Here is a 13,480-nt window from a genome sequence, read left to right on the forward strand (position 1 = left end):
CGTACGACGTCAACGGCGGTATCCGCCATCTGTTCCGAGGTGCCAGCGACTACGTCGGCGTTGACCTGGATCACGGGCCCGGCGTCGACAGGGTCGGGGTTCGGCCACGAGGTCGACGACCCGGACCCGTAGAAAATCGTCTCACGGAGTAGTTTCCGGGGGAAGTATCCATAGCCGATCTTGCACATTCTCAACACTCTGGCTGCCGCTTTGTGCCATCGATTCCGCTGGATTCGGTAAAAGTCCCATACGTCAGGACCGCCCATTTCGGCTGACTTGCTCGCGGTGGCAGTCGCCTCTCCAGCTCGGAGCCGCCCTGCTCGGCCACTGAGTCCAACCCGCGACTTCGACGGCTAAGGCTCCAGCAGTTGCAGAAGGTAAGCGCCGTATCCCGACTTCACCAGGGTGTGTGCCCGACTGGCTAGCTGTTCGTCGTCGATGAAGCCCAGCCGCCAGGCGACTTCCTCCGGCACGCCGACCTTCAGGCCCTGCCTGCGCTCGATGGTGCGCACGTAGTCGCTGGCGTCCAGCAGCGAATCGAAGGTGCCGGTGTCCAGCCACGCCGTGCCGCGGGCCAACACCTCGACGGCCAGCCGGCCCCGGTTGAGGTAGATCTGGTTGATCTCGGTGATCTCGTACTCACCCCGGTCCGAGGGGCGCAGCGACCGAGCGATCTCGACGACGTCGTTGTCATAGAAGTAGAGCCCCGGCACGGCATAGTGCGATTTCGGGGTCGCCGGCTTCTCCTCAAGCGACAGCACCGTGCCGTCGTCGCCGAACTCGACGACGCCGTAAGCCGACGGATTGGCCACCCGGTAGGCGAAGATCGCGCCGCCGCTGACATCCCGGAAACGGCTCAGGCTGGTGCCCAGGCTCGGGCCGTAGAAGATGTTGTCGCCCAAGATCAAGGCCGCCGAATCGTTGCCAATGTGGTTGGCGCCGACGACGAAGGCCTGGGCCACGCCATCGGGGCGATCCTGTATCGCGTAGGTGATGTTGGTGCCGAACATCGATCCATCACCGAGCAGGCGGTGGAAGGCCGCCACGTCGCCGGCGGTGGTGATCACCTGAATGTCGCGAATCCCCGCCATGATCAGCGTGGAAAGGGAGTAGTAGATCAGCGGCTTGTCGTAGACGGGCAGCAGCTGCTTACAGACGCCCATGGTGATCGGGTACAGACGCGTGCCCGAGCCGCCGGCCAGGATGATCCCGCGCATGGAAGCACACTAGCTGGCCGGGTCACGTCGCTCGTCGTCGTGCCGCGCAGCCGTCCGGCGCCGTCATCCGTTGGCGCGCAAATCTGGCCGACATTCCAATAACTCTTGCCTATCGAATTGCTTGGGCGCTCTCACCGTCTGCAATTGATGCAACTCCTGCTTGACGGAGTCCCGTAAGCCCAAACCGTGGGAGTGATGTACCGTCAGCGCAGGCTCGAGCACGATTCCAAAGCCATTCTTCAGCATCAATTCCGCTAGCGCAGTGTCCTCGCCGCCCGTTTCGTAGGTGATCGTGTCCCCGTCTTCGACGCTCGGAGTCTGCGGAGTACTTGCGCCGACCAAGCTAGCGGTCACCGTGCACCGCAGCGCGCCACCGCGATCCCGGCCACCGGTCGGTCACTGCGTCATCTCCGTATGTCGCCGATAGTGGACTCAGAGGCGTGCGTGGTCAGGTTCTGTGCCGAACCGGAATCTGCGTCCGGTGATCTCTGCGGCGACTATCCGCACGTAGCGCGGTTTGATGTTGGGAATCCAGGACAGAAGCTGAGCCCGTTCGGCGCCTTCGAGATCCGCGCTGGTCGACAGCAACTGCGCCCTGCCTTTGACGACAACACTCCAGCCTTCTTCGACATTGTGCTCGTCGACTTCGAACGCGACTCGGTCATCTATCACTGCACTCAACAGCTTGGTGCCTTCGGCGGTGCGGAACAGGATGGTCGGCCGCTGAACGACGAAGTTGACCGGAAAGATCTCGGGCTGGCCGGCCACGCTTGTGACCAAACGGCCCAGCGTCATACTGGCCAGCAGGTACCAGCTCTCGTCGTCGCTAAGAACGGTGATCGGCTCTACATGTGTGGACATGATTCCTCGGTAGAACGTTGAATGGTGCTGATTACGAACAGATCCGGAGTCGCGCTTGCTTTCATCGGCGTTGGCATCCGCGAACGCTCATGACGGAGCAGTTGGTGTGGTGAAGCACCACGTCGGCGCGGGGACCGGTGAATTCCGGAACGAGGCTCGGATCGTCGGCACCCGCGACGATCGATGCGGGCGGGAAGGAGCGGTTCATGATGGCACTCCTGGTGTGAAGGGCTCTAGCGGTGTCGCCAGATCGGGCGATAGTGATGACGCTAGTGATGCAGCGGCGATTCTCCTGGAGGCGTTGGTCCTTGAACCGAGGCCTTTAGTCCCCCAGCGTCAATGGTGGCTGAGCTGTCCGCCGTGGCTGAACCGGGCGGCGCGGCGATGGATCCGGTGTTCGCTTCCGCGGGTTCGGTGTGGCTGCCCGGACAGGTGCACCGGATCGGCGTAGAACGCCTTCTTGGTGAACTCGACGAGCGCGAGATAGCCCATGGTGAGGAGTACCAGTGCGGTGAAGAACTGCCACGGCAGCGTGGTGAACCCCAGAGCGCCAGCCAACGGTGACACGGTCACCGCGATCCCGATGGCGATCACCGCGAAGGTTGTCAGTGTTAAGACGCCCCCTGGCCGGCTGCGCACGAACGGCACCCGCCGGGTGCGGATGGCGAAGATGATGAGCGTCTGCGTAGCAAGCGATTCCACGAACCACCCGGTGCGGAACTCCATCGGCGCAGCATGCAGCACCCCGAGCATCAGCCCGAACGTCACGAAGTCGAAGATCGAGCTGATCGGCCCGAATGTAAGCATGAATCGGCGTATGAAGGCGATGTTCCAGTGCGACGGCGCATGCAATTGCTCGTCATCCACGTGGTCGGTGGGGATCGCGAGTTGCGAGCTGTCGTAGAGCAGGTTGTTCAGCAGTATCTGACTCGGCAGCATCGGTAGGAACGGCAGCACGGCGGACGCAGCGGCGGCACTGAACATGTTGCCGAAATTGCTGGATGTGCCCATCAGTACGTATTTGATGGTGTTGGCGAAGATTCGGCGGCCCTCGGCGACTCCGGTCGCGAGCACACCGAGGTCTTTCTCCATCAGCACGATGTCGGCGGCGTCCTTCGCAACGTCGGTGGCGGTGTCGACGGAGATGCCGACGTCGGCTGCATGCAGCGCCAGCGCATCGTTGACGCCGTCGCCGAGGAACCCCACTGACCGCCCGGTTCGTCGCGCCGAGACGATCAGGCGCGCCTTCTGCTCCGGCGAGATCCGGGCGAAGATCGTATGGTTCTGTGTCGCAATCGCGAATTCGGCATCGTCGAGCTGCTCCAGGCGGGCGCCGGTGATGGTTCCGTTCGATACCAAACCCAGCTCGGCGCAGACTCTTTCGGCGACCTGCGGGTTATCGCCTGTGGCGACCTTGACCTCGATACCCAGGGCGGCCAACCGGGCAAGCGAATTACGCGCCGCAGCTTTTGGTTCGTCGGCGAACACCAGGAACCCGTCGAGCGTGAGGCCGGCTTCGTCGGCGGCGGTGATTGCGGTCAGATCCGGTGCCGGTCTGCTGGCCACCGCCACCACACGGCGACCGTCAGCGAACAATGCGGCAACCGTGCTCTGCGCTGCCGCGGGAATGCCGACGCAGTTGGCAATCACCTGCTCCGGAGCGCCCTTGACCACCAGCAGTCGGTGACCGCGGTCGTCGGCCAGCGTCGATGTCGCTCGGCGCACGTGGTCGAACGGCTTCATCGCGATGCGGTGCACCGGGTCTGTCATCAGCCGCTGCGCATCGGGAGACTCCCATAGCGCGGCATCCATCGCGTTGACGCTGACACCTCCGGTGTTCGGATCCACATCGGTGGCCAGCAGGCCGGCCCGCAGTACGGCATCGGCGCGCGCCCCTGCCGGGTCGACGGCATCCACGAGGGTGATTCGGCCCTCCGTCAAGGTTCCGGTTTTGTCAGTGAACAGCACATCCATGTCGCCCAAGTCCTCGATGCATACGAGTCGCTTGACCAGGACCTTGAGCTTCGCCAGACGTCGCGATCCCGTCGCGAGGCTGGTGCTGACCACAGCGGGAAGCAGTTGAGGAGTGATGCCGACCGCGATTGCCAGGGCGAACAGCATCGACTCGATCAGCGGCCTGTGCAGCAGCAGGTTGATGATCAGGATGATCGCGGTCAACGTAAGCGCAACCCAGAGCAGCAGATAGGAGAATCGACGCAACCCGGCCTGGAAGTCCGTCTCGGGGTGACGCTCGCCAAGGCCGACCGCGATCCGGCCGAACTCGGCGCGTGCTCCCGTCGCGTACACCACGCCCACCCCGTCGCCGGCGCTCACGATCGTCCCCATGAAGGCCAGATCGGTCGAATCTGCCAGCACCCCTTCGGAATTCACCTGCTGCGGCCACTTCTCGGCTGCAGTGGACTCGCCGGAGAGGATGCTTTCGTTGCATTCCAGGCCGGTGACATCGATCAACCGCACGTCGGCGGGAACCGCTTCGCCCAGCGCCAGTCGTATCACGTCACCGCGCACCAGATCGGTGACGTCGACTTTCGTGAAGGGTCCGTTGCGGCGCACCAAAGCCGTGTGGTGGACACGCGAATGCAGTTGAGCAGTGGCGCGTTCAGCCCGGTATTCATTGATGAAGCCCAATGCCACGCTCGCCACCAGGATGGCGCCGATGATGCCCGCCTGGATGCTGTCGCCAAGGAAGAACGACAATGCTGCGGTCGCCGCGAGCAATCCCAGTAGCGCGCTGCGCAGTTGGCGCCCGAGTACTGCGACCGCGCTAACCCGATGAGTGCGAAGGGAGTTCGGTCCGTCGCGGGCCAGCCGCGCCGATGCCTCCGTACCGGTCAGCCCGTCGGTCGAGCTGTCGAGCCAGGCCAGCACCTCGGCCACGCTGGCTGAAGATACCCGCGCGGCAGTGAGCGTCTGCTCGGTTGCCGGGCATGCCGACAGGGCAACGGTGTTCACGCGTTGCGGCGACTCACCGACTTGCGGTGAGCAGCACCTTCAACGCTCCGGTGTCGGCGGCGTTGCCGAACACGTCGTACGCAGTCTCGAAGTCGTCCAACTTGAAACGGTGGGTGATCATCGGTGAGGTGTCGAGCTGATGACTCGCGACCAGGCCGATCAATGTGGGCGTTGAGTACGTGTCGACCAGGCCTGTGGTAATGGTCAGGTTCTTGATCCAGATGTCTTCGAGGTGCAGGGTAGCCGGCGCACCGTGGACACCGATGTTGGCGACATGGCCCCCGGGGCGGACCAGTCGCACCGCCATGTCGAAAGTCTGCGGGGTCCCGACTGCCTCCATCGTCACGTCGGCGCCCAGACCGTCGGTGAGTTCGGCGATGACATTCTGGGGATCGTCGCGACCACTGTTGACCACGATGTCGGCGCCGAACTTCCGCGCTGCCTCCAGTCGCGAGTCGGCTAGATCGATCGCAATGACGTGGCTGGGGCTGTATAGCCGGGCGGTGAGAATGGCTGCCAGTCCGATCGGTCCCGCACCGATGATGGCGACCACGTCGGCGGGTCGCACCGTGCCGTTGAGTACGCCTACCTCGTAGGAGGTGGGCAGGATGTCGGCGAGCATGATCATCTCGTCGTCAGTGACCCCGTCCGGGACCGCGTGAGTGGAGTTGTCCGCGAACGGGACCCGCACGTATTCGGCCTGGGTGCCGTCAATTAGGTGGCCGAGGATCCAGCCGCCGCCACCCCGGCATTGCCCATAGCTGCCGCCGCGGCAGTAGCGGCAGCTGCCACAGGACGTGATGCAGGAGACAAGCACCCTGTCGCCGACCGCGAGCTTCTGCACTCCTGAGCCGATCGCGGTGACGGTGCCGACCGCCTCGTGACCGAGGATGCGGCCCGGCGTCACCTCTGGAACGTCGCCGCCGAGGATGTGCAGATCGGTCCCACAGATAGTGACAGCGTCGACCCGCACCACCGCGTCGGTGGGCTCTCGGATCGCGGCGTCGGGCACTTCTTCCCAGGCCCGCTTGCCTGGACCGTGATAGACCAGCGCCTTCATGTGTGTCCCTTCGTCCACGGCCAGATTGTCTGAGCCGCCACAGTTGCTGTCGCTCACGCAGGTGCGATCGCGTTGATCCGTCGTGCCGAAATCCAGAGTCACGGTCATCATCGACTCGATTTGTATGACACGATTCTGCGGCCACGCGGCCGTCCTCGTAATGGTCGAAATACCACATCAACAGGGCAAAGGTCGCCCCAGTGGAGGGGAATTAGACCCTGTTCCTCTGGAGCATCGACTGGTAGGCGGGCGGTGAGTCGGCAGTTTCCTCTAGTGTTGTGCCTGGTGCATCGATTGCACACCACGCCGATTCTGATCCTGGTTACGACCGGTTGGCGTCAGCCGCTCAGATGGCGAGACAACATAGTTCCTGGGCCTCTGCCACGGATTCGGCTACCGGTCGGCTCGTGTTGATGTGGTGGGCATCGCGCCATTCTTCGTCGCTGTCAGACAATGCCGCGGCGATGTCCGGGGTTGCATCCGAGGTGGTGCTGGTGCGTGCCTCGATTCTGGCTGTGGCGGTCTGATGGGTTGCTGCGCAAACGAACTCGAACACTTTCGACGCCGTTTCATCAGCGAGATCATGAACCCGTTGGCGCTGGCGGGCATCGCGCCAAGTGCCGTCGAGGATTACCGATTCACCGCGACACAGGTTCAGCCGTGCGCGGCGCAGCACCTCCTCGTACACGGCACTGACGTTGTCCACACTGTAGAGGCCAGCGTTGAGCACTCCCACCGCACCGGTGAGTGCGCCCGCCTGTTGTAACTCGCGCCGCACATCGTCGGTGGAAATGACCTGTGCACGAACCTGTTCGGCTAATGATCGAGCCAGGGTTGTCTTTCCGGATCCGGGCCCGCCGCCCACGAGGACGATTCGGACGGAGCCGGCTCGAAGGTGACGGGGCGCGATGTCGATGTGTCGCTTCGCATCGTTCGCGGCCTCGGGATGACCTTGGGTGACTCGGATGCAGTCGACCTTGGCTCTGACCACCGCGCGATAGGCGATGTAGAAGTCGGTCAGCGCCGGGGGTGCCGAGTCACCCGCCAGCCGGCCGTATTCGGCCAAGAAGAAGTTGCCGAGGTCCTTGCGACCCAGGAACTCCAGATCCATCGCTAGGAAGGCGGCGTCGTCGATGCCATCGACGTATCGGAGATGATCGTCGAACTCCAGGCAGTCAAGCAGCACGGGTCCGTCTGGCAGGCAGAAGATGTCGTCAGCGACCAGATCTGCGTGTCCGTCGACGATTCGGCGGTCGGCGATGCGCTCGGCAAACAGCGCCCCGCGCCCCGACATGAACTGTGTCGCCCGCCGTTGCACTTCCCGGATCGACTCTGCAGAAACGACCCTTCCCGCGAACCGGTCGAGCTCTGAGATGTTGTCCTTCCACCGGTTGGCGACAGCATCGACGGTGCCGTCCGCGTCGATCGCTTGTCCTCGACCCGCATCGGCGTGAAACCGGGCCAGCACCTCCGCGATGACGTGCAGGTGTCCCTCTACCGGCTCGCCGAGGCTGACCAGGAAGGCGAGCCGAGCGGTGTCCGGATACCGCCGCATGACGATCACCGGTTCGGCCGGACCACCTTTGGGATCGCCGAGGTGGGTGACGCCCAGATAACTGGCCGGCGCCAGTCGGCTGTTGAGGGCGACTTCGTGTTCGCAAGCATGTTCACGCTTCTCCGTTGTGCTGAAATCCAGGAAGTCGGTCGCGATCGGTTTCTTCACCTTGTACGCTCGATCGCCAATCAAAATGACTATTCCCGTGTGAGTTTCGCGTATCTCGGCGGATGCGTTTCCTGCGCCGACAGCTGCCTGAGCCGGCCGGTCGGTCATCGCCGGTGATTGGTTCATGCCACGATCGTGCGCTAGGGGCGACCCCGCGCATAGCGTTGAGAGAACCCGCTAATCAGGCGCAATGTCCTCGCCCCATAGGGACTAAGGACCCTGGTGTCGTCCACCCATGTGTTCAAGGCTTGGCATCAGACACAGAAAGTGGAGGTTGACGATGCCAGACACGATGGTGGATGCCGAAATACTGAAGGAAGCGGTGCATCTTGCGTGCCGGGCGCCTTCATTGCACAACAGCCAGCCATGGCGATGGGTGGCCGACGGTGCCGGACTGCACCTGTTCGCCGATCGCAGCCGCATTCTCTCCGCGACCGACAAGTCGGGGCGGGAAGCCCTGATCAGTTGTGGCGCCGTCCTCGACCATCTCTGCGTCGCAATGGCGGCAGCCGGGTGGACCGCCAACGTCGACAGATTCCCCAACCCGAATGACTTCGATCACCTCGCGTCAATCGATTTCAGCGCTATGGGACTCGTCACCGATGGCCACCGAGGCCGAGCCGATGCCATCCTGCGCCGCCGCACCGATCGGCTTCCGCTCGCCGAGCCGACGAACTGGGCGCGGTTCGAAACCTTGCTGCGGACCGCATTCGACCCCGACGCCACCCATCTCGACGTGATATCCGACGAGCTGCGCCCGCAACTTGCCGAGGCCTCACAACTTACCGAGTCGCTTCGCTTGTACGATTCGTCGTACCACACTGAATTGGATTGGTGGACAAGATCATTCGATGTTTCATTCTTCGATGGCATTTCAGACAGTTCACTGGTGTCGGCGGCCGAAAGCGATCGAGTCGAAATCGGTCGTTCATTTCCTGAGACGCAACATTCCGAACGACGCCCCGGCATTGGAAAAGACCACTCGAAGGTGCTCGTTCTATCCACCGACGAGGACACCCACGATGACGCATTGAGGTGCGGCGAAGTCTTGTCCGCCGTGCTGTTGGAGTGCACGTTGGCCGGGTTGGCGACGTGCACACTGACCCATCTCACTGAGCTGCATTCGAGCCGCAATCTCATCGGCATCTTGACCGGGCGGGCGGCCATGCCGCAGTTGTTGATTCGGGTTGGCGAAGCCCCCGTCCTTGGCGAATTGCCGCACATGACGCCGCGGCGGCCACTTCTCGATGTGCTGAGTGTTCACCGATGACTCGGCGAGGGCATCACCCGTCGATGTGGGGACCAATGACACCCGGATCGGTGACCAATGCCACTGAGATCGTGATCGTGTCGCCGCTAGCGTCTGAACTCTGGAACCGCGAACCCGGGAGCCCACCATGCAAGAGCACCACCGCCCGTCACCGTCAGTGGTCGTGGGTGTCGACGGCTCGCGGGCAGCAGTGCATGCGGCGCTCTGGGCCGCCGACGAAGCGGTCAGCCGCGACATTCCCCTGCGCCTGATCTGCGCCATTCCCCCGGACGGCACGGCGCAAATCGACGCCAGGAACGAGGCACGCAAGCGCGCCACGGCCGAGCTAGCCGTTCGCTATGCACTCGAGGCGGTTGAGGCAACGGAGAAACCGGTAAAGATCGAAGTGGCGATCATCGAGGGCCTTCCGGCCCGGACGTTGGTTGACGCATCCAGATCCGCAGCCATGATCTGCATGGGCCCCGTCGGTGCATCGCATTTTGCGCCGGGCCGCGTTGGCTCCACAGCTGCAACGGTAGCCAAATCCGCGCGCTGTCCAGCCGCCAACCTCCGATGGACGGACCGCGCATCGTCCGCGGAGCGTGGCGCGATACTCGCCGTGGTCGGCAAGGTCCCGGATAGCAACGCTGTGCTCCAGACCGCCATTGACGAAGCGCTGCTGCGCGGTGCGCGACTATGCGTCCTGACGATGTGGCAGTCGCGGTCCGATGACGTCCATGACGGCCGCGCTGCTTTCGACGGAACCCACGACGCACAGGCGCAACTCGATCGGCTCGTCCACGCCTGGGGACGACGGTATCCCGACGTCGCGATCAGCGCTCTGGCGGTACACGGCAGCCTGGTACACCATCTAGTCAACAACCCGGATTCGATTCAACTCGTGGTGATGGGCGCCTGTGACCGCGACGTCGCCGAGCTCGTAGGGCCTGCAGGCAATGCGGCGCTTCAGGCCAAGGATTGCTCCGTCCTCATCGTCAGCAGCCAACACTTGTGACGAGCGGGAGTGCATGATGAGTTCGCAGACGCATGTCGCCGACTTCGGCCGCACCCGCGCTCCGTCATCAGAAGGGCTCGCCATGGTCACGGTCTTCATAGTCGATGACCACGAAGTGGTCCGCCGCGGGCTCATCGATCTGCTGAGCACCGATCCCGGTTTGGACGTCATCGGCGAAGCCAGCTCGGTAGCTCAAGCCCTCGCACGGATACCGGCGTTGAAGCCCGACGTCGCCGTGCTCGATGTCCGGCTGCCCGACGGCAACGGGATTGAGTTGTGCCGTGAACTACTTTCCAAGACACCCGATCTACGCTGCCTGATGCTCACGTCGTTCACCTCGGACGAAGCGATGCTCGACGCCATCCTGGCGGGCGCCAGCGGCTACGTCGTCAAGGACATCAAGGGCATGGAGCTCGCCAAGGCGATCAAAGAAGTCGGGGCCGGCAAGTCACTTCTCGACAATCGCGCCGCGGCGGCGTTGATGGCGAAGCTGCGCGTTGCGGCGGAAACCTCTGACCCGTTGTCGGGTCTGACTGATCAGGAGCGGGTTCTGCTAGATCTGCTCGGCGAGGGGCTCACGAACAAGCAGATCGCGGCGAGGATGTTCCTGGCCGAAAAGACCATCAAGAACTACGTGTCACGACTGCTCGCCAAGTTGGGCATGGAGCGCCGAACACAGGCCGCAGTGTTCGTCTCCAGACTCGACCGTTCGCATACCTCAGACGAATAATTCGGGCTCGGACACCCGCAGGTTCATCGGTGACACGATGGTGTGGTGACCGACGACGTCGGGGCGGGTCGAGACAACGGCGCGCCTCCGCAACGCAACACACTGTCTGCGCTACACCTGCGCGAACTGCTCACCGAGATGCAGGATCGCGTTGAGCAGATTGTCAAGGGCCGAGACCGCCTGGATGGACTCGTCGAGGCCATGCTGGTCGTCACGTCAGGTCTGGAGTTAGACGCCACCCTTCGTACCATCGTGCACACCGCCATCGAGCTGATCGACGCGCGCTACGGGGCGCTCGGTGTCCGCGGTACCGACCACGAGCTCATTGAATTCATCTACGAAGGGATCGACGAACCCACCCGCGAGAAGATCGGCCCCTTGCCGCAGGGCCGTGGCGTGTTGGGGGTGCTGATCGATGAACCGACGCCGATCCGGCTCGACCACCTGGATGACCACCCCGCGTCGGTGGGATTTCCGCGCAACCATCCGCCGATGCGAACCTTCCTCGGCGTCCCGGTGCGCATCCGCGATGAGGTCTACGGGAATCTGTACTTGACGGAGAAGGCGAATGGGCTCCCGTTCAGCGAAGACGACGAAGTGCTGGCGCAAGCCCTTGCCGCTGCCGCCGGTATCGCGATTGACAACGCACGCCTCTACGAACAGTCCCAGGCCCGTCAGGCCTGGATGAAGGCCACCCGTGACATCGGAACCGAACTACTCTCCGGCACCGATCCGACCGCGGTGTATCGGCTCATCGCCGAGGAGGCCCGCAAACTGACCGGCGCAGAAGTCACCTTCGTCGCTGTGCCGATCGATGGTGACGTGCCAGCGTCCGACGTGACCGATCTGTTGATCGTGGAAACCGTCGGCGCCACAATGTCTTCGACGCCCCCCTGGACCATCCCCATCGCGGGTACCGCGATCGGTCGGGCATTCCTCGAGCGCGCTCCCCGACGGTTCGACACCATTGACGTCGGCATCGACGGCATCGGTGGCTCCGGGCCGGCGCTCGTCCTCCCCTTGCGCACCACTGACGCGGTTGCCGGAGTCGTCGTGGCGCTCCGGCGCGACGGGTCGCAGCCGTTCAGCGACGATCAACGCGACATGATGGCCGCCTTTACCGACCAGGCGGCGTTAGCGTGGCAGTTGGCGTCCACCCAGCGCCGGATTCGGGAACTCGACGTCCTTGCTGACCGTGACCGAATCGCCCGCGATCTCCACGATCACGTCATCCAGCGACTCTTCGCCGTTGGACTGTCCCTACAGGGCACCATCCCTCGGGCGAAATCAATTGAGGTGCAGAAGAGACTCTCGGACAGCGTCGACGACCTCCAAGGCGTCATTCAGGAAATCCGTACCGCCATCTTCGATCTGCACGGCACATCGGCGGGCATCACCCGGTTGCGGCAACGGCTCGACGAGGCGGTCGCGCAGTTCTCCGGCGCCGAGCTGCGCATCACGGTGCAGTTCGTGGGACCGCTCTCGGTCATCGACTCCTCGCTTGCCGACCACGCCGAAGCCGTTGTCCGCGAAGCGATCAGCAACGCAGTCCGGCACGCTGGCGCCAGTACGCTGGCGTTGACCGTCACCGTCGATGACGACCTCCGTATCGAAGTCACCGACAACGGGACGGGCATCGCGGGCGATGTCACCGGCAGCGGCCTCACCAACCTGCGCCACCGCGCGCAGGCGGCCGACGGGGAGTTCAGTATCGAGAATGCTCCCGGCGGCGGCACTGCGCTGCACTGGTCGGCACCGCTGCCCTAGGGCTGGCGCGCGACGATCACCGGTGTACGTGCGGACTGCAAAACCGCAGAAGTCACCGAGCCCAAGAGCATTCCGGCGAACCCTCCACGGCCATGGCTGCCGACCACGACCAGTTGAGCATTCACGGACTCCTCGACGAGATGCCGCGCCGGCTTACCGCACACGACGACACGACGCACGGACACGTCCGGGTAGCGCTCCTGCAGCCCCGCCAATCGCTCGGCTAGGAATTCTGTTTCTTCTTGCTTGAGAATCGACCGGTTCAGCCCGGGGACTGAGTAGCCTCCCCGATCACTCCACGCGTGCAGGGCCACCAGATCCACACCGCGGCGTGAGGCCTCGTCGAAGGCGATCGCCGTCGCCCGCTCAGCCGTGGGCGAGCCGTCGACCCCCACCAGTACAGGCAACGTGGCTGGCTGCGGCGTGAGCGGGTCGTCGTGATGGATGACCACTACCGGGCAATGGGCATGGCTCACCAGCCCGGAGCTGACCGAACCCATCAGCGAGCAGCCAAATGCGTCGATTCCACGGCTACCCACGACGATCATCTCAGCCTCCTTGGTCAGGTCGACCAGTGTGGGAACCGTCACCGCAACGAACAACTCCGTGTCGATCTGCAGCCGACCATCACCTCCGGTCGCCGCCTCGGCAATGGTGACCGCATCGGCGAGGATCTGCCTCCCCTGGCTCACCTGCCACGTGGCCAGGTCAGCGGGGACCGGGGTCAGCGACCAGTTCACCGACAGCGCAGGAGCGACGTGTACGACAGTCAATGCCACGTTGCGCATGGCCGCGTCGCGGGCCGCCCAACCAATTGCGACATCGGAATTCGAGGAGCCGTCGACACCGACGACGATCCCGGGATGGGCTAAGGCACTGGGCACT

Annotated in this window: 12 protein-coding genes; 4 read left to right on the plus strand and 8 right to left on the minus strand. The window is 63.8% G+C overall.

All coding sequences use genetic code 11. The features are described 5' to 3' along the window. From QOC69_RS05900 to QOC69_RS05930, 7 genes are all read right to left on the minus strand, one after another. The coding region (locus QOC69_RS05900) for a hypothetical protein (protein WP_526437337.1) at positions 1 to 188 on the minus strand (188 nt) is incomplete at its 3' end. Positions 189 to 353: 165 nt separating this feature from the next. Then, positions 354 to 1,217, minus strand: a complete 864-nt coding sequence (gene rfbA / locus QOC69_RS05905) for a glucose-1-phosphate thymidylyltransferase RfbA (protein ID WP_526437339.1) — start codon at positions 1,215 to 1,217, stop codon at positions 354 to 356. A 432-nt stretch (positions 1,218 to 1,649) separates the two neighbouring features. Further along, complete coding sequence (locus QOC69_RS05910) at positions 1,650 to 2,078, minus strand: pyridoxamine 5'-phosphate oxidase family protein (RefSeq protein WP_526437341.1); 429 nt, start codon at positions 2,076 to 2,078, stop codon at positions 1,650 to 1,652. Positions 2,079 to 2,139: 61 nt separating this feature from the next. Further along, positions 2,140 to 2,286, minus strand: a complete 147-nt coding sequence (locus QOC69_RS05915) for a hypothetical protein (protein WP_526437344.1) — start codon at positions 2,284 to 2,286, stop codon at positions 2,140 to 2,142. A gap of 128 nt (positions 2,287 to 2,414) precedes the next feature. Beyond that, the gene (mgtA, locus tag QOC69_RS05920; protein ID WP_526437346.1) at positions 2,415 to 5,051 is read right to left on the minus strand and encodes a magnesium-translocating P-type ATPase; all 2,637 of its coding nucleotides are present in this window, start codon (positions 5,049 to 5,051) and stop codon (positions 2,415 to 2,417) included. 13 nt (positions 5,052 to 5,064) lie between these two features. After that, positions 5,065 to 6,111 (minus strand): zinc-dependent alcohol dehydrogenase family protein, encoded by a 1,047-nt coding sequence (locus QOC69_RS05925; RefSeq protein ID WP_526437379.1) that lies wholly within the window; start codon positions 6,109 to 6,111, stop codon positions 5,065 to 5,067. 346 nt (positions 6,112 to 6,457) lie between these two features. Then, positions 6,458 to 7,942, minus strand: coding sequence for a bifunctional aminoglycoside phosphotransferase/ATP-binding protein (locus QOC69_RS05930; RefSeq protein WP_526437381.1), 1,485 nt, complete (start codon positions 7,940 to 7,942; stop codon positions 6,458 to 6,460). A 172-nt stretch (positions 7,943 to 8,114) separates the two neighbouring features. On the opposite strand from QOC69_RS05930, the gene QOC69_RS05935 reads away from it, so the two are divergent. The 4 genes from QOC69_RS05935 to QOC69_RS05950 all read left to right on the plus strand — a co-directional run bounded on the left by QOC69_RS05935 (position 8,115) and on the right by QOC69_RS05950 (position 12,595). Continuing rightward, positions 8,115 to 9,104: a nitroreductase family protein gene (locus tag QOC69_RS05935; protein ID WP_526437348.1), complete on the plus strand. Its 990-nt coding sequence runs from the start codon at positions 8,115 to 8,117 to the stop codon at positions 9,102 to 9,104. A gap of 127 nt (positions 9,105 to 9,231) precedes the next feature. Next, positions 9,232 to 10,098, plus strand: a complete 867-nt coding sequence (locus QOC69_RS05940; protein ID WP_526437350.1) for a universal stress protein — start codon at positions 9,232 to 9,234, stop codon at positions 10,096 to 10,098. An 82-nt stretch (positions 10,099 to 10,180) separates the two neighbouring features. Continuing rightward, positions 10,181 to 10,828 carry a hypoxia response regulator transcription factor DosR/DevR gene (dosR, locus tag QOC69_RS05945; protein ID WP_526437383.1) on the plus strand — a complete coding sequence of 216 codons (648 nt, stop codon included), beginning with the start codon at positions 10,181 to 10,183 and terminating at the stop codon, positions 10,826 to 10,828. A gap of 45 nt (positions 10,829 to 10,873) precedes the next feature. Next, a complete protein-coding gene (locus QOC69_RS05950) occupies positions 10,874 to 12,595 on the plus strand; it encodes a GAF domain-containing sensor histidine kinase (RefSeq protein WP_526437352.1) in 1,722 nt (573 codons plus the stop codon). On the opposite strand, the gene QOC69_RS05955 is transcribed toward QOC69_RS05950, so the two are convergent. Continuing rightward, positions 12,592 to 13,479: a universal stress protein gene (locus QOC69_RS05955; RefSeq protein WP_526437354.1), complete on the minus strand. Its 888-nt coding sequence runs from the start codon at positions 13,477 to 13,479 to the stop codon at positions 12,592 to 12,594. The genes QOC69_RS05950 and QOC69_RS05955 overlap by 4 nt on opposite strands. Position 13,480: the final 1 nt, after the last annotated feature.

It is taken from the genome of Mycobacterium sp. (genome assembly GCF_032162105.1).
Taxonomy (GTDB): domain Bacteria; phylum Actinomycetota; class Actinomycetes; order Mycobacteriales; family Mycobacteriaceae; genus Mycobacterium.